This is a genomic window from Herbaspirillum sp. NPDC101397 (assembly GCF_044767325.1).
In the GTDB taxonomy this organism is placed as follows: domain Bacteria; phylum Pseudomonadota; class Gammaproteobacteria; order Burkholderiales; family Burkholderiaceae_D; genus Herbaspirillum.
Genome location: NZ_JBIWNS010000012.1, coordinates 48754 through 69026, shown reverse-complemented (window position 1 = coordinate 69026; position 20273 = coordinate 48754). Strand labels below are relative to the sequence as shown.

The following is a 20273-nucleotide window of genomic DNA, read 5'->3' as shown; positions in this document are numbered from 1 at the left end:
GTTAGTAAGGATTAATGAAAAATCAGTGGATGAAAATGATCGCCAGCACCAGCGGCACCACCAATCCAAGGCCGACCAGCGGCCAGGTAACAGGGCGATTGCCTGCATGCAGCTGCAGCAGGAACAAGCCCGTGATGCAAAACACCAGGCAGGCGACGGCGAAGATGTCGATGAACCAGCTCCATGCCGCGCCGGTGTTGCGGCCTTTGTGCAAATCGTTGAAGTACGACACCCAGCCGCGATCAGTCTTCTCGTATTCGACCTTGCCGTTGCCGAGGTCCACGCGCAGCCAGGCGTCGCCGCCCGGGCGCGGCAAAGAAACGTACAGTTCTTCCGGCGACCATTCGCCGGGTTGCGGACCGACGTCAACGCCGAACTGCTTGTCGAACCAGGCCGCCAACGGTTTCGGCACGGCCTCCTTGTCCTTGTGTTCCTGCGCGGTCAGTTGCGCCAGCAAATCGCGCGGCAATTGCCCTTGCTTGGCGGAAACCTGCGGATGCGCCTCAATCTGCGCCGAATGGTTCAGCGTGATGCCGGTCGCCGCAAACAGCAACATGGCAATCAGGCAAATCGCCGAACTGATCCAGTGCCATTGATGCAGGTGCCTGAGCCAGAACGAGCGGCGCTTCTGGTCAGGCAATTTCCCGGCAATGGTGGCTTGCTTCATGATCTGTCGCGGGCGGCTGCAATCGCCTAAATGGTAATAATTCTCAATTATAACTGCGACTGCAAGAAAAAATACAGCGTCGGATCAAGGATTTACTTTGCGATACATGCGGCTGCATGCCGATACAAGACAGCCGCCCAATAAAAAACGCCGCAGGACCGCTGCGGCGTTTTTCAGGTAACACTATCCGGCGCAGGTTCAGCGCAGCAACTCATACGGCCCGCCACGCTGCAAGGCTCGCTGGTAAGCCGGCCGCGCATGAATCACCTCCAGGTATTTGAGCAGGTTCGGGTATTGCGCGTCCAGGCCGCCGCGCGAACGCGCGCCTTCCACCGGGAAACTCATCTGGATGTCCGCCGCCGAAAAGCTGTCGCCGGCAAACCAGCCGCCGCGCGCCAGCTCGCCCTCGAGATAATTCAGGTGCCGCTTCAGTTGCGGATCGACCATGCGACCCAGCACGCCGCCGCAGATCAGGCGCGCGACCGGCCGGATCAGCGCCGGCACCGATTTCGGCAGGCGGCTGAAGATCAGCTTGAGCAGCAGCAAGGGCATCGCAGAGCCTTCGGCATAGTGCAGCCAATAGCGATAGCGCAGGCGATCCGGGGTGCCGGCCGCGGGGATGAACTGGCCGTTGCCGTAGCGCTCGACCAGGTATTCAATGATCGCGCCGGACTCGGCGATGGTCAGGTCGCCATCGGTGATCACCGGCGACTTGCCCAGCGGATGCACCTGCATCAGCTCCTTCGGCGCCAGCATGGTCTTGGGATCGCGCTGGTAAAACTTGATGTCGTACTCCAATGCCAGCTCTTCCAGGAGCCAGAGTACGCGCTGCGAGCGGGAATTGTTCAAATGGTGGACAGTGATCATGTGCTGCGCCTTTCTGTAGAATGCGTCCCAAGAAGCATAACAGCACAATATAAAAAAGCATGCCGCGCACACCCACAACGCCCCAGGTCCCGCTCTACAAGAAATTCGCCGACGAACTGGCGGCATCGATCCGCGCCGGCGTCTTGCAGCCCGGCGAGCGCGTAACCTCGGTGCGGGCCGCCAGCCAACAGCACAGCCTCAGCGTGACCACCGTGGTGCGCGCCTACGAATTGCTGGAAAGCCGCGGCATCATCGAAAGCCATCCGCAATCCGGCTACTTCGTGCGCAAGACCGCAACGCCGGCAAGCACGCCGGCCGCCATGACCCTGCTGCCGCCTTCGCATCCCGCCACCCAGCAGCCGCATGAGGTCGACGTCAGCCGGCTGGTGCTGGCCACGCTTCGGACCATCCAGCAGGACGGCACCATTCCGCTCGGCTCGCCCTATCCGAATCCGGCGCTGTTCCCGTCGCAGCGCATCGGCCAGTACGCCAGCCGCATCACGCGCAACAGCGACAGCTTCAGCGTCTTCACCGACCTGCCGCCCGGCCATCCCGACCTGCTGCGCCAGATCGCGCGGCGCTACCTGGAAACCGGCCTGGCCGTCGATCCGGAAGACATCATCATCACGGTCGGCGCCACCGAAGCCATCAACCTTTGCCTGCAGGCGGTGGCGCAACCGGGCGACACCATCGCGGTGGAAACTCCGACCTTCTACGCCATGCTGCACGCGATCGAACGCATGGGCATGCGCGCCGTCGAGATTCCCACCGATCCGCTGACCGGCATGGACCTCGACGCCCTCGAAGAATTGCTCAAGACGCAAAAGATCTCGGCCTGCATGGTGATGCCGAATTTCCAGAATCCGCTCGGCTCGATGATGCCGGACGCGCACAAGAAGCGCCTGGTCGAACTAGCCCACCAGCACAACATGCCGCTGATCGAGGATGCGGTCTACAGCGAACTGTTCTACGGCGCCGCTCATCCGACGTCGCTCAAGACCTACGACCGCGACGGCCTGGTGCTGCACTGCTCGTCGTTCTCCAAGAGCCTGAGCTCGGCTTACCGGGTCGGCTGGGCGATCCCGGGGCGCTACCGCAATCAGGTCGAAAAACTCAAATTCCTCAACACGCTGGCCACGCCGACGATTCCGCAGCGCGCGATCGCAGAATACCTGACCCAGGGAGGTTACGAACGCCACCTGCGCCGCGTGCGCCGCGGCCTGCTGCAGCAGCGCGACCTGATGCGGCATTTCGTATTGCGCTTCTTTCCGGAAGGGACGCGCGTATCGGAGCCGGCCGGCGGCTACATCCTGTGGATAGAGCTGCCGCCGCGCGTGGAGGCGATGGAGTTGTACCGGCGCTGCCTGGTGCTGGGCATCACGATCGCGCCGGGGCGCATCTTTGCCGCGACCAATCGATATAGCAATTTCATCCGGCTCAACTACAGTTACACGTGGTCGGCTGAAATCGAAAAGGCGTTGAAGACGATCGGGAAAATCGTTGCAGAGTTAAGTTGAATTGAGTCGATACTGCACATCTAACCGTGCAGCTTGAGTCCGGCAGCCGTCAGGACGGCGTTGCCGGTGCCGTCATCATTGACCACCACGGTCGCAATCCCCGCCTCTTCCAGCGCCGTCAAAAATCTTCTTAACGTGCTCATGCGCAGTTCGGTGCGCTTGGACAGACGCGCCAGCGACAACGGCGCGCCGCTGCGCTGGTGCTCCTGGTACAGCTCATCCAGGATGCGCACCAACTCGGGAGGCAAAGATTCCGGATCGTCGTTCATGACGTTATTTACGCAGCCTTTGCGTGCTGCACGGCAGCGCGATGCAGCAGCACCGGAATCGACTTGGACGTCGGCGTGCGCGCCTTGTCGGCGAAGCTTTCCAGCGGCACCAGCGGATTGGTTTCCGGATAGTAGCTGCCCAGGCAACCGCGCGGGATGTCGTATTCAACCAGCAGGAAACCATCGGCGCGCCGCTCGATGTTATCGTCCCAGACGCTGACCACATCGACCCACTCGCCGTCCTTCAGACCCAGCACGTCCAGATCCTGCTTGTTGATGAAGATCACGCGACGCTGGCCGAACACGCCGCGATAGCGGTCGTCCATGCCATAGATCGTGGTGTTGTACTGATCGTGCGAGCGCGTGGTCATCAGCGTCATCAGCTTGTCGCCGTGGATCTTGCGGGCGCGATGAATCGGCGTGTCCAGCGGGATCGCATGCACCACGAAATTGGCCTTGCCGGTGTTGGTCTTCCAGACGCGCTCGCGTGAAGCAACGCCGAGATGGAAGCCGCCCGGATTGGTGATGCGCTGGTTGTAATCCTTGAAGGAATCGTAGACCTTTTCGATGGCGTCACGGATGCGCGCATAGTCTTCGGCGTACCACAGCCAATCAATCTTCTTGCCGTTGTTGCGATGCTTCATGGTGGCTTCGGCGATATGCGCGACGATCGCGGTTTCCGACATGCACAGCTCCGAAGCCGGCTTGTTGATGCCGTAGGAGACGTGCACCATGCTCATCGAATCCTCCACCGTCACGCCTTGCGCGCCGCTGACCTGCTTGTCGATCTCGGTGCGGCCCAGCGTCGGCAGGATCAAGGCGTCCTTGCCGTGCACCAGATGACTGCGGTTGAGCTTGGTGGTGATGTGCACGGTCAGGTTGCATGAACGCATGGCGTCGAAGGTGCGCGGCGTATCGGGCGTAGCCATGGCGAAGTTGCCACCGAGGCCGATGAAGACCTTGGTGCGGCCTTCCAGCATCGCCATCACCGAACCGACGGTGTCGTTGCCATGATGGCGCGGCGCCTTGAATTCAAACACTTGCTCCAGGCGATCGAGGAAAGCATCGGTCGGCTTTTCATCGATGCCGACGGTGCGGTCGCCCTGCACGTTGGAATGGCCGCGCACCGGGCACAGGCCGGCGCCTGGGCGACCGATGTTCCCGCGCAGCATCATCATGTTGGACAACAGCTGGATGGTGCCAACGGCATGCTTGTGCTGGGTCAGGCCCATGCCCCAGGTGGCGATCACGGCCTTGCCGCGTACATAGACCTGGGTCAGCTTCTCAATGTCGTCGCGCGACACGCCGGACTCGCCGATGATGTCTTCCCAGTTCTGGGCGCGCGCGTCGGCGGCGAATTCTTCAAAGCCCGAGGTATGCTCGGCAATGAAGTCGACGTCGAGCACGCGTTCGGCGCCTGCCGCCACGGCCTCGTCGTCGAGCTCGATGGTGCGCTTGATGACGCCCTTGATCAGCGCCAGGTCGCCGCCCAGCGTCGGGTGGATGAACATCGAACTGATCTGGGTGCTGCCCATGGTCAGCATTTCCATCTTGCTTTGCGGATCGGCGAAGCGCTCCAGGCCGCGCTCCTTGAGCGGATTGATGGCGACGATGGTGGCGCCGCGCTTGGACGCATGGCGCAGTTCACCCATCATGCGCGGGTGATTGGTGGCGGGATTCTGGCCGAACAGGAACAAGGTGTCGCACAGGTCGAAGTCATCCAGCAGCACCGTGCCCTTGCCGACGCCGACGGTGCCCGGCAGGCCGACGCTGGTCGGCTCGTGGCACATGTTGGAGCAGTCGGGGAAATTGTTGGTGCCGTATTGACGCACGAACAACTGGAACAGGAAGGCCGCCTCGTTGCTGGCGCGGCCGGACACGTAAAAGTCGGCCATGTTCGGATCGGGCAGCGCATTGAGATGCCTGGCGATCAGTTCGTAAGCCTGGGTCCAGGCGATCGGCACGTACTTGTCGCTGACGGCGTCGTAGACCATCGGCGCGGTCAGGCGGCCATGATCCTCCAGCTCGTAGTCGGACTGCTGCATCAGCTCAGCGACCGTATGGCTTGCAAAGAACTCGTTGGTGACGCGCTTCTTGGTGGCTTCGGCCGCCACCGCCTTGACGCCGTTTTCGCAGAATTCGAAGGTGGACGTGTGCTCGCGGTCAGGCCAGGCGCAGCCGGGGCAATCGAAACCATCAGGTTGGTTTTGCGACAACAACGTGCGCAGGCCTTTGCCGTCGGCGACATGCTCCTTGACCAGGTTGAGCGCGACGTACTTCAGCGCGCCCCACCCGCCTGCGGGATTGTTGTAGGTTTCGATCTTTGCTTTGCCAGCCTTAGCCATTTGTGCTCCACCAATACAATTTCAGATGGTGCCCAGTTTACGGCAAAGGGATCGGGGCGATGTACACAGTACGCCACGATTAAAAAGAGTACAGCAGCCTCAGAGCAAGACGTCTTCGCGCAGGCAGGCGCGCCAGCGGCCCGGTGCGACTTCCTTCAACTCCGGGACCGTTGCCGCGCACAGTTCCAGTGCATAAGGACAACGTGTGCGGAATACGCATCCCGAAGGCGGATTAGCCGGGCTCGGCAGGTCGCCTTGCAGCGGCTTGCGCAGCAGGGCCTGCTCGCGCGCATTCGACTCCGGTTTGGGCGACGCCGCCAGCAAGGCTTGCGAATACGGATGCAGGGGCCGCTCGAACAAGGCCGCGGCCGGGGCGATTTCCATCACCTTGCCGAGATACAGCACGACCACGCGGTCGCAAATGTATTCCACCACGTCCAGGTCATGTGAAATGAACAGCATCGCCAGATTGAAACGCTGACGCAGATCCTGCAGCAGGTTGATCACCTGCGCCTGGATCGACACGTCCAGCGCCGACACCGGCTCGTCGGCGACGATGAAACGCGGCTCCACCGCCAGCGCGCGGGCGATGCCGATACGCTGGCGCTGGCCGCCGGAAAACTCATGCGGATAGCGGGCGCCATGCTCAGCGCGCAGGCCGACCAATTGCAGCAATTCGGCAATGCGGGTCGCACGTGCGTCACCACGATGCAGGCCGTGGGTATCGAGCGCTTCGCCGATGATGTCGCGCACGCGCTGGCGCGGATTCAGACTGGCGTAGGGATCCTGGAAAATGATCTGCATCTCGCGACGCAGGGCGCGCATGCGTGCGGCGGACAGATTGGAGATGTCTTCGCCCTGATAGCGGATTTCACCGCCGCTGCTTTCCATCAGGCGCAGCAAGGTGCGGCCGACCGTGCTTTTTCCCGAACCGGATTCACCCACCAGGCCGAGCACCTCGCCGGGCATGATGCTGAAACTGACGTCATCGACCGCACGAATCGGCGCATCCTTTTGCTTGCCGCTGAAATACTTCTTCAGGTTGCGCACCTCGACCAGAGGCGTGGTCGGATTGTTTGTGTTGTTGGTGGCGGTGGTGCTCATGCCGATTCCCTCAGTATGCAACGTACATTGTGACCGTCTTCACCCAGCGTCAGCGACGGTATGGCAACCCGGCAGGCGTCTGAGGCGTGGGCGCACCGCGGCTCGAAAGCGCAGCCCGGCGGCGGTGCCAACGGACTCGCGACCTGGCCGGGAATGGCGGCCAGTCGCGGACGCTCGCCGGCGACTGCATGATTCTTGCTGCGGCCGGGCAGGCAATTGAGCAAGCCGGTCGTATAGGGATGTTGGGGCGCGTCGAAAATCTGCGGCACGCTGCCCTGCTCCACCATGCGTCCCGCGTACATGACAGCGACGCGATCGGCGATCTCCGCCACCACGCCGAGATTGTGCGTGATGAACAGGATGCCGGTGCCGGTTTCGCGCTGGAGCTTTTGCAACAGCGCCAGGATCTGTGCCTGAATCGTCACGTCGAGCGCCGTAGTGGGCTCATCGGCGATCAGCAGCGAGGGATTGCACGACAAGGCCAGTGCGATCATCACGCGCTGGCGCATGCCTCCGGACAACTGATGCGGATACTCGTACAGCCGGCGCGCCGCAGCGGGAATCTCGACCAGCTCCAGCATGCGCTGCGCATGGATCATCGCATCCTTGTGACTCTTGCCCAGATGCAGGCGCACGCTCTCGGCAATCTGGTCGCCCAGCGTAAATACCGGATTCAGGCTGGTCATCGGCTCCTGGAACACCATCGCGATTTCATTGCCGCGCAACTGGCGCAGGCTGCGTTGCGGCAGACGCGTCAGGTCGACCATCTCGCCGTCGCGGCGCTTGAAGCGAATGCTGCCGCCGACCACGCGACCGGCATCGGCCGGAATCAATCCCATGATGGACAAACTGGTCACCGATTTGCCGGAGCCGGACTCGCCGACCACCGCCAGCGTCTCGCCAGCATTGACGGTGAAGCTGACACCGTCGACCGATTTCACCGTGCCCTGCTCGGTGAAAAAATGCGTCTGCAGGTTATCGACCTCCAGCAGCGGCGTCCCTTTTTGGACTCTCTGTTCTTGCATGATCTGTACTCTCTTTGCTGGAGGAATTAGAGGCTCTTGCGCAGACGCGGATCGAGCATGTCGCGCAAGCCGTCGCCCACCATCTGCAGCGACAACGCCGACAGCACGATGGCAATGCCGGGAAATACCACGAGCCAGATCGCCTGTTCGGCGTAGGCCTGGCCGGACGAAATCATCGTGCCCCAGGTCGGCAGCTCAGGCGGGACGCCCACGCCGAGGAAGGACAAGCCGGCTTCCGCCAGGATCGCGTAAGCGAAGATGAACGTTCCCTGCACCAGGATCGGCGACAGGATATTGCCCAACACATGGAAAAACACGATGCGCGCAGTCGACACGCCAAGTGCGCGCGCCGCCTCCACGAACAACAGTTCGCGCACCACCAGCGTCGAGGCGCGCACGATACGCGCCACCCGCGGCGTGTAGACGATGGCCAGCGCCAGCACCACATTGATCAGCGACGAACCGAGGATCGCCACCAGCGCAATCGCCAGCAGGATGTCGGGGAACGACATCATGGCGTCGACCACGCGCATGATCGGTGCGTCCATGCGCTTGAAGAAACCGGCGCACAGGCCCATCAAGACACCGGCAGCCAGCGCCACCACTACCACCAGCGCACCGATGGTCAACGAATAGCGGCCGCCGGTCAGCACGCGCGTAAAGATGTCGCGGCCGAATTCGTCGGTGCCGAACCAGTGCGCGCCGGACGGCGCCTGCAGGCGCGCCATGATGTCCAGCGCGGACGGATCGTAAGGAGAAGTCAGCGGCACGATGATCGCCAGCAAGGTCAGCGCCACCAGGGTGAACACGCCGAACATGACCAGCTTGCGCCGCATGAATTTGGAAAGAAAAGCGAACATGTCGAGTCCCCGGGATTAATAACGCACGCGCGGATCGATCAGCGTGTACAGCAAATCGATGGCCAGGTTGATCAGCACGTAGATCACGGCGATCGCCAGCAAGGCGCCCTGGATCACCGGGTAGTCGCGCCGCTGCACCGCCGACACCACCAGGTTGCCGACGCCCGGCAGGCCGAACACGGTCTCGGTCACCACCGCGCCGCCGATCATCAGCGCCGCCGTCAGGCCGATCACGGTCACCACCGGAATCAACGCATTGCGCAAGGCGTGACGCAGGATCACGCGGCGCTCGTTGAGGCCCTTGGCGCGTGCCGTGCGGACGTAGTCATCCGACAGGACGTCGAGCATCGAAGCACGGGTAAAACGAATGATCAGCGCCGAGTTGAGTACGCCCAGGACAACCGCCGGCAACAACAAGTGATGCAGGCGATCGAGCAACGGCGCGCCCGGGTCGCCATAGCCGGCCACCGGGAACCAGCCCATCTTGACCGCAAAAATCTGCATCAGGATCAGGCCGAACCAGAAGCTCGGAATACTCGCGCCCAGCATCGCGACGCCGGTGAAAATCTGGTCGACCATGCGACCGCGCCATACCGCGGAAACGATGCCGCACGGGATGCCGATCAGGCAGGCCAGCGCCACGGCAAAAATGGTCAGGAAAAAAGTCGGTTCAGTGCGAGACGCCAACGCTTCGGTCACGGGCATCTGCAGGAAAATGGATTGGCCGAGATTGCCCTGCGCCAGCTCCTTGAGCCAGAAGCCGAACTGCACCAGCATCGGCTTGTCGAGCCCGTATTGGGCGCGCAGTTTGGCGATGTCGGCAACGGTGGCCTGGTCGCCCAGCATGATCGCAGCCGGATCGCCCGGCGCCAGGCGTGTGATGAAGAACACCAGCACGGCGACGATCAGCATGACGATCACCATGCCGGTGAAACGTCCTGACAGGTAACGTAACATAAACGTGAAATCCGTTAAGGAATGAGGGATGCAGCTTGCCAACCGGCTTCATCGTCGATGAAACCGGTTGCGTCTGCGGTACAAAAAAATTTCAAGGGCACGGCAAAAAGGTATTGCAAAGGCAGTGCAAAAGCGCGTCGCGGTCCGGGTTCTGCCGATGGGCGGAACCCGGGGCCTGCTACGGCAATCAGTCAGCCAGCTTGGTGTTCCAGAAGTACGGCCATGGCATCGGCACATATCCCTGCAGCTTGGCCGATCGTGCGGTCAGGCTGTTGAAGCTGCCCAGGCGGATGTACGGCACCTCATCGTAGACCGTGCTTTGCACCTTGCCCCACAAGGCACCGCGATGGGTCGGATCCATTTCGTGCGAGAACACAGTGACCGAGACATCCTTGCCCGCGCTCTTCCAGCCGCCCGGCGCGCCGTCGCTCAACTGCGGCGGCGACAAGGTCGGTTCAGGCAGGAAGGCCGAGTGCGTCATGTAGATGTCCCACAGCGCCATGTCATTGCGACGCTGGATCAGCGTGGCCCAATCGACCACTTGCATGTCGACCTTGAAGCCGGCCAGCTTGAGTTCTTCACCCATGACCAGCGCCATACGGTAGTGGAATTCATATTGCTTGCTGGTCAGGATCTTGATCGGCTCGCCCTTGTACCCGGCCTTGGCGGCCAGGTCGCGCGCCTTGGCAGGATTGGCCTGGTTATATGACGCGACGCCGTCCATCGAATAGAACGGCGAACCCTTCGGGAAATGATTGCCCTCCACCGAGAAGAACTTCGGATCGCCAAAACCGGCTGTCATGATTTCCTTCATGTTCAATGCAGCCTGGATCGCCTGGCGCACGCCCTGCTTTTGCAGCGGACCTTGGACCGTGTTCAGCACCACATACGGGAAACCGAACGGCGCAGTGATCACCGGCACGACGTTGGATTTTCCCGCCAGACGCGGCGAGGCCTCGGCCGGCAGCAAGTCGGCGAACTGGTACTGGCCGGACAGCGAACCTTCGACGCGGGTGTTCGGGTTCGGCACGGGAATGAAGCGCAGCTCCGACAACAAGGCTTCACGCTTGCCCGCATAGCCGCTGGCCGCTTCCTTGCGCGCGCTGTAGCCGTCGAAGCGGGTCAGCAGCACGTATTGGTCGGGCTTGCGCTCCTTGAACTGGTAAGGACCGGTGCCGATGAAATCCTTGAGCGGATTGGCGACAGACTCTTTCGGCATGATCGCGGCGAAACCGGACGGCAATGCCAGATGCGCCAACAGCGGCGCATAGGCGTTCTGCATGTTCAGCACGATGGTGTAAGGACCTTTGGCGTCGAGGCTCTTGATCTCTTTCGAGACGGCCTTGCCGCGTGGCGCGATGTCCATCCAGCGCTTGAGCGAAGCGACCACGTCGTCGGACTTCATTTCCTTGCCGTTGTGGAACTTGACGCCCTTGCGCAATTCGATGGTGACGGTCTTGCCGTCGGCGCTCACCTTGGGCAGGCTTTCGGCCAGCATCGGTTGGATGACCCACTTGGCATCGAAGGTGTACAGCGGCTCATAGACGTGCTGCATGATGGTGGCGACCAAATCGGTGGTCGATGCCATCGGATCCAGCGTTTGCGGCTCGGCCACCATCGCCAGGTTGGCGACACCGCCGGGAGCAGCCTGCGCCAGTGGCGACACGCCCGCCGTAACCAACACGGCGGCGCTCACTGCACATTGAAATAGCAGACGCCTGCCCTTGTTGAACGACGGTAAAAAAGTTCGCACTGTCATCATCTTCTCCTCGATGCTGCTGGGTTAAAAATCCTGGCTTGACCAACTGTCGCGACACGCGCCTTGCGGCGGTCTCAGCGTCCGGCTGTTTATTCGTTGTTATTTGCTGTGGACTGCTTGCTGAAATTTTTTGGTAGTTTATATCACGATCTTTGTCGCAGCAATAAGTAAACACCGGCCCAAACAACTAAAACTCTTTACCCATGCACGATAAGAAGAAAAAGCAAGGACTGTTATTTAGTAACACAAATGCTGCACTGCTCCAAAATCGGGCGCAGATATTGCCCTCATCACCAAACTGAGGCGCACTGCGGGTTGGCGCGCGACAACCCCGGAAAGCCGCAAAAGCAGGCCCGGGGGATTATCGAAAACGGACGAGATAACGGTCGCAGGACGCGGCCGTGAGACGAGATGGTGCAACTGAAAATCGTAAAAAAACAGCAACAAAAATGACAAAGGCGACGAGGTCTTCAGCCCATTTTCATGATGAAAAAAACTTTGGAAAAGCACATCGCGTTGGCAAATCGCCTCACTCTTCCAGCGGCAACGCCAGCGTCTCCTTGATTTCTTCCATCACCACGTAGCTCTTGGATTGCGCAGCGCCCGGCAGTTGCAGCAGGATGTCGCCAAGCAGCTTGCGGTATTCCGCCATGCCGCGGATGCGCGCCTTGATCAGGTAGTCGAAGTCGCCCGACACCAGGTGACATTCCTGCACCTCCGGAATGCGCAGCACTTCGCGGCGGAACTGCTCGAACATGTTGCCCGATTTGTGGTTGAGCGTGATCTCTACGAACACCAGCAAGGTCGCGCCCAGCGTGGCCGGATCGATACGCGCGTAATAGCCGCTGATGACGCCGTCGCGCTCCATCCGTTTGACGCGCTCGATGCAGGGCGTGATCGACAGCCCGACCTGCTCTCCCAGGTCTTTCATCGAAATGCGGCCGTCCTTTTGCAGGACCGCCAGGATGCGGCGGTCGAGCTTGTCCAGGGTGCGTACTGAAAGCTGCTGTGTTCTCATGATTTATTCTCGTTTTATTCACTCAATACCAGAACAAATACTGGTCGATTGCCAATATCATGGTTTTATATTCTACATACTCATCATCATTTCGGGGAATCCATCATGCGCGTCGTCATTCTAGGTAGCGGAGTCATCGGCGTCACCAGCGCCTACTATCTGGCCAAGGCCGGCCATCAGGTCACCGTGCTCGACCGCCAGCCAGGCCCCGCGCTGGAAACCAGCTTCGCCAACGCCGGCCAGATCTCGCCCGGCTACGCCTCGCCTTGGGCTGCGCCCGGCATTCCGCTCAAAGCCCTGAAATGGATGTTTGAAGAACACGCGCCGCTGGCGATCCGCCCTGACGGAACACTGCAGCAATTGCGCTGGATGTGGCAGATGCTGCGCAATTGCAGCGCCGACCGCTATGCCGTCAACAAGGAACGTATGGTGCGCCTGGCAGAATACAGCCGCGATTGTTTCCGTGAATTGCGCGCCGCCACCGGCATCGATTACGAAGGCCGCCAGCAAGGCACGCTGCAGTTGTTCCGCACGCAGGAGCAGTTCGACGGCGCGGCAAAGGACATCGCCGTACTGCGCCAGACCGGCGTGCCGTTCGAACTGCTGAGCCGCGAGCAACTGGCCGGCGCCGAACCTGCGCTGGCGAAAGTCAGCCACAAGCTGACCGGCGGCCTGCGTCTGCCCAATGACGAAACCGGCGACTGCCAACTGTTCACCACAAAGCTGGCGAAAATGGCTGAAGAACTCGGTGTGCAGTTCCGCTACGGCGTCGACATTCAGGCGCTGGCAGTGGCCGGCGACGATATCGACGGCGTCGTATGCGGCAAGGAGCTGGTGCGCGGCGACGCTTACGTGGTGGCGCTTGGTTCGTATTCCGCCAACTTCCTGCGTCGCATCGTCGATATTCCGGTGTATCCGCTGAAGGGCTATTCGATCACCGTGCCGGTGGTCGACTCCCTTGCCGCGCCGGTCTCGACCATCCTCGACGAAACCTACAAGATCGCTGTCACCCGCTTCGACAATCGCATCCGCGTGGGCGGCATGGCGGAAGTGGTCGGCTTCAACAAGGAACTAAACCCGAAGCGTCGCGCCACGCTGGAACTGGTCGTCAACGATCTTTTCCCCGGCGCCGGCAATACCGCGCAAGCCAGCTTCTGGACCGGGCTGCGGCCAATGACGCCGGACGGTACGCCGATCGTCGGCGCCACGCCATTGAACAACCTGTTCCTCAACACCGGCCACGGCACGCTGGGCTGGACCATGTCGTGCGGCTCAGGCAGTTTGCTGGCCGACCTGATTTCCGGTAAACGCCCGGCGATCGCTTCCGATGATTTGTCGGTGGCGCGCTATCTTGGACAGCGGCAATTTTCCTCGACCGTCACTGCATAAATCGCTGCAAATCTTTTCGTACATTCCGATTACGCCTGACTTCAACGTCAACCTACCAGGCCGAAGCTTTTCGCTTCGGCCTTTTTTGTTGCAGTGCGTTTTTTTACGTGTAGGAAAAGTCTCACAAGCGCTATCTGCGCGCACCGACATTGCCGTCCCGGCAATCAGTCGATAATCGATCCAGCCCCGGAATTCCTCGGTCCGCAAACGCAAGTCCTCTTGAAGAAAGACCTTCGTATGCACGCCCAACTTCATCGCCATGTCGACTGCGGCCCTGCCGCCAACCAATCTGTCCCGACCGCCAAACAGATCGCCCGCGACGGCGGCCTGCGCTACGTCAACGACGACACCCCCGGCATCCTGCGCGTGCGCGGCGACGGTGAATTCACCTACACCGACATGCACGGCAAAACCGTCGACGACGAAACCACATTGGCGCGCATCAAGGCCATGGCGATTCCACCGGCATGGGAAGAGGTGTGGATCTGCCCTTGGGCCAACGGCCATATCCAGGCCACCGGTCGCGATGCCCGGCAGCGCAAGCAATACCGCTATCACGCGCGCTGGCGCATCGTGCGCGACGAGGTGAAATACCAACGCATGATCACGTTCGCGCAAGCGCTGCCGCAGATCCGCAAATGCCTGGAACACGATCTGAAGAAGCGCGGCCTGAACAAGCAGAAAGTGCTGGCTACGGTGGTGTACCTGCTGCAAGCCACGCTGATGCGCGTCGGCAACGATGAATACGCGCGCAATAACCAATCCTTCGGGATCACCACGCTGCGCAACCGTCACGTCAAGGTCGACGGCGGCGACATCAAGTTCCATTTCCGCGGCAAGAGCGGCGTGCAGCATTCAATCAAGTTGCACGATCCCTACATGGTGCGCATCGTCAGGAAGCTGCTCGACCTGCCCGGCCAGGATCTGTTCCAGTATCTCGACGAAGAAGGCGAAACGCACACCATCGGTTCCGGCGACGTCAACGACTACCTGCATGAGATTACCGGCGAGGATTACACCGCCAAGGACTTTCGCACTTGGGCCGGCACGGTGCTGGCGGCGCTGGCGCTGGATGAATTCCAGCAATTCGATACACACGCCCAGGCCAAGAAAAACATCGTGCAGGCGATTGAGCATGTCGCCAAGAAACTCGGCAACACGCCCACCATCTGCCGCAAATGCTACGTCCATCCGGATGTGATTTCATCGTATCTGGACGGCATGACGGCGGGTCGGCTCAAGGAGCAGGTGCGCGACAACCTGGTACAGGAAATGCACGCACTGAGTCCGGAAGAAGCGGCCGTGCTGGCGCTGCTGCAGCAGCGCTTGCAGCAGGAACAAAAGGATGCGAAGGCAGGAAAAAAAAAGGCGGGATAAAAAGAAGGCAGGATAAAACAGGAACGCGTCCGGCTTTCACAGCAAAGCCGGACACGCCACGAAAGTACTACGCCGTGGCCGGCACCCTCTCCAGCTTGGGAAGGAACGCCGCCAGCAAACCGATCAGCGGCAGGAACGCGCAGACCTGATAAACGAAGAAAATATCGGTCACGTCGGCCAGCTTGCCCAACAGCGCAGCGCCGATACCGCCCATGCCGAACGCGAAACCGAAGAACAATCCCGAGACGGTGCCGACCTTGCCCGGCATCAGCTCCTGTGCGAACACCAGGATTGCCGAGAACGCCGACGCCAGAATCATGCCGATGATGACCGTCAGCACGCCTGTCCAGAACAGATTGGCGTAAGGCAGCATCAGCGTGAACGGCGCCACACCCAGGATCGACGTCCAGATCACCGCCTTGCGGCCGACGCGATCGCCGATCGGGCCGCCGGCCACGGTGCCGATGGCGACCGCGAACAGGAACACAAACAAATGGATCTGCGCGTCCTGCACCGACAACTGGAACTTGCTGATCAGGTAGAACGTGAAGTAGCTCGACAGGCTGGCCATGTAGAAGTACTTGGAGAAGATCAGCAGCAACAGGATGCTGACCGCCATGATGACCTTGTTGCGCGGCAGCTCGACGAAGCCGTGCGACTTCTTCTTTGACTTGGTCTTGCCGGCCAGTTGCTGGCGTTGATACCAGTGACCAATCTGACGCAACACGACGATGGCAATCAGCGCTGCGATGGTGAACCACGCAATACTGCGTTGGCCACCGGGGATGATGATCCACGCCGCCAGCAAAGGACCCATTGCACTGCCGGCGTTGCCGCCGACCTGGAACAGCGATTGCGCAAGGCCGTGGCGACCGCCCGATGCCATGCGCGCCACGCGCGATGCTTCAGGATGGAATACGGAGGAACCGGTGCCGACCAATGCCGCCGCGACCAGCAGCACCCCAAAATTCGGCGCTACCGACAACAGCAGCAGGCCGCACAGGGTCGAGCCCATGCCGATGGCCAGCGAATAGGGTTTCGGATGCTTGTCGGTGTACAGGCCGACCAACGGCTGCAGCAATGAGGCCGTGACCTGGAAAGTCAGCGTGATCAGGCCGATCTGGGCGAAGCTCAGATGGAAATTACCCTTCAGCAGCGGATAGATCGCCAGCAGCAGCGACTGGATCATATCGTTGAGGAAATGCGAAAAGCTGATTGCGCCGAGAACCCGGAAACCGGTCTTCTCAGCGGCCTGCTGTTCGTTTGCCTGCGGCATTTCCGGCGGGTTGAGCGCTGTCTCCATGATGGCCTGTCTAATAATTGGATGGGAAACCCGGAATTTTAGACCTGTTGGCTTTTCTTGTCTTTTGACGCCCCATTTTGGGTCATCCGTCCCATCCTGCTTCAGCCAGCCTTGCGGAAGGTAAGGTTGTACCGACACTCGCCGGTCAGTGCATGGGTGCCCTGCGCCAGCGTATCGACGCCATGGAAACGCAAGCGCGCCGGCCCGCCCCACACCACCACATCGCCGCTTTCAAGACGCATGTGCACCGGCCTGTCGGCGCGCTCGGCGCCGCCGAAGAGGAAGGTTGCAGGCAAACCCAGCGACACTGAAACGATGGGTTGCGCCATGTCGCTTTCGTTCTTGTCCTGGTGCAGCGACATACGCGCACCGGGCGCGTAGCGATTGATCAGACAGGCGTCCGGAAGGAAATCGTCGAATCCGGCTGCGGCCGCCGCCCGCACCGCCAGTTCCAGAAAAATGCCGGGCATCGTCGGCCACGGCTGCTGCGACAAGGGATCTTCGTGCTGGTAGCGATAGCCGCGCCGATCGGTCACCCAGCCAAGCTCACCGCAATTGCTCATCGCCACCGACATGGTGTAACCGCCCGGCGTCTGCATCTGGCGGAATGGCGATTGCGTGGTCACCTGCTCTATCGCCTGGATCAGAGCAACCGCATCGTCATCGGCATAAGCGCGCAGCCAGGTCGCGCCATCGGCGATGGGCTCGATCGCCGGTGCACGCAAGGCTGCAAACAAATCACCGGTCACGTTTTGCCGTCGCCTTCCCGGTCGAGCAAAGCCTGCTTGCGCTCCACACCCCAACGATAACCGGACAGCGAACCATCCATGCGCACCACGCGATGGCAAGGAATCAGCACCGCAATCGCGTTCGAAGCGCAAGCGCTGGCGACAGCACGCACCGCCGTGGGACTGCCGATGCGTCCGGCGATATCCGAATAGGTCACGCGCTGCCCCGCCGGAATGTCGCGCAAGGCTTGCCACACACGTTGCTGGAAGGCAGTGCCGCGCACGTCGAGCGGCAGGTTGAGATCGCCCTGCGGCGACTCGATGAAGCCGATGACCTTGGCGATCAGTTTTTCGAATTCGGCGTCGGCGCCGATCAGCTCGGCTTGCGGAAACTGGTCTTGCAGATCGCGCACCAGTTGATCGGGATCGTCGCCCAGCGTGATGGCGCACACGCCCTTTTCGGTAGTCGCCACCAGGATCGCACCGAGCCAGCATTGCGCCACCGCGAAACGAATCTGCGCGCCGCTGCCGCCGCGACGATAAGCGCTCGGCGTCATCCCGAGGCGACCGCTGGATTCGGCGTAGAAGTGGCCGCTGGAATTGAAGCCCGCATCGTACATGGCGGTGGTGACGCTGTCGCTCTGGGCAAGTCCCGCACGCAGGCGCTGCGCCCGTTGCGCAGCGGCATAGGCCTTGGGCGTAACGCCGGTTTTTTCCTTGAAGACGCGATGGAAATGGAAACGGCTCATGCCGGCGATCTGCGCCAGTTCATCCAATGAAGGCAGATCCTCGGCTTGTTCGATGGCGCGACAGACGGTGGCGATGGCTTGCGCCTGGCGTTCACCCAGCGCCGCTTCATTCGGCTTGCAGCGCTTGCAGGCGCGGAACCCGGCCTGTTCGGCCTGCACGTCGGTATCGTAGAAGGCGACGTTTTCGCGGCGCGCCTGGCGTGACGGACACGACGGCCGGCAATAGACGCCAGTGGTGCGCACGGCGTAGTAGAACGTGCCGTCAGCCGTCTTGTCGCGTTGCATGACGGCCTGCCAGCGCTGGTCGTCGAGGCCGGCGGCGATGTTGGAAACGGCTGCGGAAGCAGAGCTCTTGCGGGTATTCATACTGAACATGATGACACCTTTTGGTTATACGGTCATCGCAGTATAGGAAGCGCTCCACCTGCCCACACTCCCGCCCTTGCTTTCAAATCCGCTGTTGTTTTCCTGCCTGGAAATCAGGATGAAAACTTGATGCGCTGGCGGCTTTGCGCCGGTTGCGTGACATGGTCCAACGGTAGCACGTGCGAATGCTTGACCTGTTTCATCGTGATGTTGGACTTGACGTTGGTCACGCCCGGCAAACGCAGCAAGCGCGTCATCATGAATTCGGAAAACGCCGCCAGGTCGGGCGCGACGATGCGCAGGATATAATCGGCTTCGCCGGTGATCGAAAAGCATTCCATGATTTCCGGCATGTCCTGCACAGCCTCTTCAAACTGGATGCCGCGAGTTTCCCCCTGGCGATCCAGCGTGACGTTGGTAAAGGCGGTGACGCCCAGGCCGATCACGGCCGGGTCCAGCACGGCGGTGTAGCGCTCGATGACGTGGGCTTCTTCCAGCCGCTGCACGCGACGGCTGATCTGCGAGGTGGACAGGTGGACTTTCTGTCCGAGGGCGCTGTTGGTGATGTGGCCGTCGCGCTGCAATTCAGCCAGCAAGGCCAGGTCAAACCGGTCTACGGTGATTGTGCTCATATCTCCCTTTTTTATGCATAAATTTGAACAATTTGTGCATGATACCGTGAAGAATGCGCGAATAACAATCACATTTTGCGTCTTTCCTGCAATAAACTGGCTTCACATACCACCCAGCACGGAGCGAGTGCAAGGGGTTCATTCCGACACCGCGCCGGTCCGCTCCGCACACCAGGAGACCATGATGGGCCAAGCCACGCCAACTTCTTCCACCCGCAGCAGCACCGACCTGTTCGACAACCCGATGGGCACTGACGGCTTCGAATTCGTCGAATACGCCGCGCTTGATCCTCTGCCGATCGCCGCCGTGCTGGAATCGATGGGCTTCGCGGCGGTGGCCCGCCATCGTTCCAAGAACGTCACACTATACCGCCAGGGCCAGATCAACTTCATCATCAACGCCGAGCCTGACAGCAACGCCACCGAGTTCGCCAAGGTGCACGGTCTGTCGGTCAATGCCATGGCCTTCCGCGTCAAGGACGCCGCCGCCGTCTACAAGCGCGCGCTGGAAATGGGCGCCGAAGGCGTGCCGGCCAAGCTCGGCCCGATGGAGCTGAACATCCCCGCCATCAAGGGCATCGGCGGTTCGCTGCTGTACCTGGTGGATCGCTACGGCGAGCGCGGCTCGATCTACGACATCGACTTTGAATTCTTCCCCAACGTCGAGCGCAACCCGGTCGGCGTCGGCCTGACCTATATCGATCACCTGACCCACAACGTGGTGCGCGGCGCGATGGATACGTGGTCGTCGTTCTACGAGCGGCTGTTCAACTTCCGCGAGATCAAGTATTTCGATATCGAAGGCAAGCTGACCGGCTTGAAGTCGCGCGCGATGACCAGCCCGTGCGGCAAGATCCGCATCCCGATCAACGAGAGCGCCGACGACAAGTCGCAGATCGAGGAATTCATCAAGCAATACAACGGCGAAGGCATCCAGCATATTGCGCTGGGCACCGACGACATCTACCAGACCGTGCGTGCGCTATATCAGCGCAAGGTGCCGCTGCAGGACACCATCAACACCTATTACGACCTGGTCGAACGCCGCATCCCCGGCCACAAGGAAGACCTGGCCGCGCTCCGCGAGCTGAAGATCCTGATCGACGGCGCGCCGACAGAAGGCCAAGGCCTGCTGCTGCAGATTTTCACGCAGACGCTGATCGGACCGATCTTCTTCGAGATCATCCAGCGCAAGGGCAATGACGGCTTTGGGGAAGGCAATTTCAAGGCCTTGTTCGAATCGATCGAGCTGGACCAGATCCGGCGCGGCGTGATTTAAGGCAGTATCAAAACAGCAATATCATGACGGCGTGCCTGCTTTTGCAGACACGCCGTTTTTCA

Annotated in this window: 18 protein-coding genes; 4 read left to right on the top strand and 14 right to left on the bottom strand. The window is 60.9% G+C overall.

Annotated features, from left to right (window positions below; translation table 11 throughout):
- Window positions 1–22: 22 nt before the first annotated feature.
- Both ACIROW_RS23105 and ACIROW_RS23100 read right to left on the bottom strand, forming a co-directional pair.
- Window positions 23–667 carry a PepSY-associated TM helix domain-containing protein gene (locus ACIROW_RS23105; protein ID WP_402279319.1) on the bottom strand — a complete coding sequence of 215 codons (645 nt, stop codon included), beginning with the start codon at window positions 665–667 and terminating at the stop codon, window positions 23–25.
- A 198-nt stretch (window positions 668–865) separates the two neighbouring features.
- Window positions 866–1534: a glutathione S-transferase gene (locus tag ACIROW_RS23100; protein WP_402279316.1), complete on the bottom strand. Its 669-nt coding sequence runs from the start codon at window positions 1532–1534 to the stop codon at window positions 866–868.
- 59 nt (window positions 1535–1593) lie between these two features.
- Here ACIROW_RS23100 and ACIROW_RS23095 point away from each other — a divergent pair, with 59 nt between their 5' ends.
- Window positions 1594–3051 carry a PLP-dependent aminotransferase family protein gene (locus ACIROW_RS23095; protein WP_402279314.1) on the top strand — a complete coding sequence of 486 codons (1458 nt, stop codon included), beginning with the start codon at window positions 1594–1596 and terminating at the stop codon, window positions 3049–3051.
- A gap of 20 nt (window positions 3052–3071) precedes the next feature.
- Here ACIROW_RS23095 and ACIROW_RS23090 read toward each other — a convergent pair whose 3' ends face one another.
- The 8 genes from ACIROW_RS23090 to ACIROW_RS23055 form a co-directional block, all read right to left on the bottom strand.
- Window positions 3072–3320: a helix-turn-helix domain-containing protein gene (locus ACIROW_RS23090; RefSeq protein WP_402279311.1), complete on the bottom strand. Its 249-nt coding sequence runs from the start codon at window positions 3318–3320 to the stop codon at window positions 3072–3074.
- Window positions 3321–3328: 8 nt separating this feature from the next.
- Complete coding sequence (locus tag ACIROW_RS23085; protein WP_402279310.1) at window positions 3329–5665, bottom strand: FdhF/YdeP family oxidoreductase; 2337 nt, start codon at window positions 5663–5665, stop codon at window positions 3329–3331.
- A gap of 99 nt (window positions 5666–5764) precedes the next feature.
- Entirely contained in the window at window positions 5765–6769 is a 1005-nt protein-coding gene (locus ACIROW_RS23080; RefSeq protein WP_402279307.1) for an ABC transporter ATP-binding protein, read from the bottom strand.
- Window positions 6766–7794 carry an ABC transporter ATP-binding protein gene (locus tag ACIROW_RS23075; protein WP_402279305.1) on the bottom strand — a complete coding sequence of 343 codons (1029 nt, stop codon included), beginning with the start codon at window positions 7792–7794 and terminating at the stop codon, window positions 6766–6768. Before ACIROW_RS23075 ends, ACIROW_RS23080 begins: the two co-directional genes overlap by 4 nt.
- A 26-nt stretch (window positions 7795–7820) precedes the next feature.
- On the bottom strand, window positions 7821–8654 hold the full coding sequence (locus ACIROW_RS23070) for an ABC transporter permease (protein WP_402279303.1): 834 nt from the start codon (window positions 8652–8654) through the stop codon (window positions 7821–7823).
- 15 nt (window positions 8655–8669) lie between these two features.
- Window positions 8670–9611, bottom strand: coding sequence for an ABC transporter permease (locus ACIROW_RS23065; RefSeq protein ID WP_402279300.1), 942 nt, complete (start codon window positions 9609–9611; stop codon window positions 8670–8672).
- A gap of 187 nt (window positions 9612–9798) precedes the next feature.
- Window positions 9799–11370: an ABC transporter substrate-binding protein gene (locus tag ACIROW_RS23060; RefSeq protein ID WP_402279297.1), complete on the bottom strand. Its 1572-nt coding sequence runs from the start codon at window positions 11368–11370 to the stop codon at window positions 9799–9801.
- Window positions 11371–11899: 529 nt separating this feature from the next.
- Window positions 11900–12388 carry an Lrp/AsnC ligand binding domain-containing protein gene (locus ACIROW_RS23055; protein WP_053198436.1) on the bottom strand — a complete coding sequence of 163 codons (489 nt, stop codon included), beginning with the start codon at window positions 12386–12388 and terminating at the stop codon, window positions 11900–11902.
- A gap of 105 nt (window positions 12389–12493) precedes the next feature.
- Here ACIROW_RS23055 and ACIROW_RS23050 point away from each other — a divergent pair, with 105 nt between their 5' ends.
- Window positions 12494–13777: a D-amino acid dehydrogenase gene (locus ACIROW_RS23050; RefSeq protein WP_402279294.1), complete on the top strand. Its 1284-nt coding sequence runs from the start codon at window positions 12494–12496 to the stop codon at window positions 13775–13777.
- A 237-nt stretch (window positions 13778–14014) separates the two neighbouring features.
- Complete coding sequence (locus ACIROW_RS23045) at window positions 14015–15154, top strand: DNA topoisomerase IB (protein ID WP_402279292.1); 1140 nt, start codon at window positions 14015–14017, stop codon at window positions 15152–15154.
- 67 nt (window positions 15155–15221) lie between these two features.
- Here the strand turns inward: ACIROW_RS23045 and ACIROW_RS23040 are convergent, their stop codons facing one another.
- From ACIROW_RS23040 to ACIROW_RS23025, 4 genes are all read right to left on the bottom strand, one after another.
- The gene (locus ACIROW_RS23040; protein WP_402279289.1) at window positions 15222–16457 is read right to left on the bottom strand and encodes an MFS transporter; all 1236 of its coding nucleotides are present in this window, start codon (window positions 16455–16457) and stop codon (window positions 15222–15224) included.
- A 101-nt stretch (window positions 16458–16558) separates the two neighbouring features.
- Window positions 16559–17206 carry a DNA oxidative demethylase AlkB gene (gene alkB, locus ACIROW_RS23035; protein WP_402279287.1) on the bottom strand — a complete coding sequence of 216 codons (648 nt, stop codon included), beginning with the start codon at window positions 17204–17206 and terminating at the stop codon, window positions 16559–16561.
- A complete protein-coding gene (gene ada / locus ACIROW_RS23030; protein WP_402279285.1) occupies window positions 17203–18309 on the bottom strand; it encodes a bifunctional DNA-binding transcriptional regulator/O6-methylguanine-DNA methyltransferase Ada in 1107 nt (368 codons plus the stop codon). The genes alkB and ada overlap by 4 nt, the downstream gene beginning before the upstream one ends.
- A gap of 104 nt (window positions 18310–18413) precedes the next feature.
- Window positions 18414–18932 carry an Lrp/AsnC family transcriptional regulator gene (locus ACIROW_RS23025; protein WP_016835679.1) on the bottom strand — a complete coding sequence of 173 codons (519 nt, stop codon included), beginning with the start codon at window positions 18930–18932 and terminating at the stop codon, window positions 18414–18416.
- Window positions 18933–19116: 184 nt separating this feature from the next.
- On the opposite strand from ACIROW_RS23025, the gene hppD reads away from it, so the two are divergent.
- A complete protein-coding gene (gene hppD / locus ACIROW_RS23020) occupies window positions 19117–20211 on the top strand; it encodes a 4-hydroxyphenylpyruvate dioxygenase (protein ID WP_402279384.1) in 1095 nt (364 codons plus the stop codon).
- Window positions 20212–20273: the final 62 nt, after the last annotated feature.

Bases quoted from the DNA above. Each gene is read 5' to 3' on its own strand.
- ACIROW_RS23055 (WP_053198436.1), bottom strand. From the start codon at position 12,388: ATGAGAACACAGCAGCTTTCAGTACGCACCCTGGACAAGCTCGACCGC.
- ACIROW_RS23050 (WP_402279294.1), top strand. From the start codon at position 12,494: ATGCGCGTCGTCATTCTAGGTAGCGGAGTCATCGGCGTCACCAGCGCC.
- hppD (WP_402279384.1), top strand. From the start codon at position 19,117: ATGGGCCAAGCCACGCCAACTTCTTCCACCCGCAGCAGCACCGACCTG.
- ACIROW_RS23080 (WP_402279307.1), bottom strand. From the start codon at position 6,769: ATGAGCACCACCGCCACCAACAACACAAACAATCCGACCACGCCTCTG.
- ada (WP_402279285.1), bottom strand. From the start codon at position 18,309: ATGTTCAGTATGAATACCCGCAAGAGCTCTGCTTCCGCAGCCGTTTCC.
- ACIROW_RS23065 (WP_402279300.1), bottom strand. From the start codon at position 9,611: ATGTTACGTTACCTGTCAGGACGTTTCACCGGCATGGTGATCGTCATG.
- ACIROW_RS23075 (WP_402279305.1), bottom strand. From the start codon at position 7,794: ATGCAAGAACAGAGAGTCCAAAAAGGGACGCCGCTGCTGGAGGTCGAT.
- ACIROW_RS23095 (WP_402279314.1), top strand. From the start codon at position 1,594: ATGCCGCGCACACCCACAACGCCCCAGGTCCCGCTCTACAAGAAATTC.
- ACIROW_RS23060 (WP_402279297.1), bottom strand. From the start codon at position 11,370: ATGACAGTGCGAACTTTTTTACCGTCGTTCAACAAGGGCAGGCGTCTG.
- ACIROW_RS23040 (WP_402279289.1), bottom strand. From the start codon at position 16,457: ATGGAGACAGCGCTCAACCCGCCGGAAATGCCGCAGGCAAACGAACAG.
- ACIROW_RS23045 (WP_402279292.1), top strand. From the start codon at position 14,015: ATGCACGCCCAACTTCATCGCCATGTCGACTGCGGCCCTGCCGCCAAC.
- ACIROW_RS23085 (WP_402279310.1), bottom strand. From the start codon at position 5,665: ATGGCTAAGGCTGGCAAAGCAAAGATCGAAACCTACAACAATCCCGCA.
- ACIROW_RS23090 (WP_402279311.1), bottom strand. From the start codon at position 3,320: ATGAACGACGATCCGGAATCTTTGCCTCCCGAGTTGGTGCGCATCCTG.
- ACIROW_RS23025 (WP_016835679.1), bottom strand. From the start codon at position 18,932: ATGAGCACAATCACCGTAGACCGGTTTGACCTGGCCTTGCTGGCTGAA.
- ACIROW_RS23105 (WP_402279319.1), bottom strand. From the start codon at position 667: ATGAAGCAAGCCACCATTGCCGGGAAATTGCCTGACCAGAAGCGCCGC.
- ACIROW_RS23070 (WP_402279303.1), bottom strand. From the start codon at position 8,654: ATGTTCGCTTTTCTTTCCAAATTCATGCGGCGCAAGCTGGTCATGTTC.
- ACIROW_RS23100 (WP_402279316.1), bottom strand. From the start codon at position 1,534: ATGATCACTGTCCACCATTTGAACAATTCCCGCTCGCAGCGCGTACTC.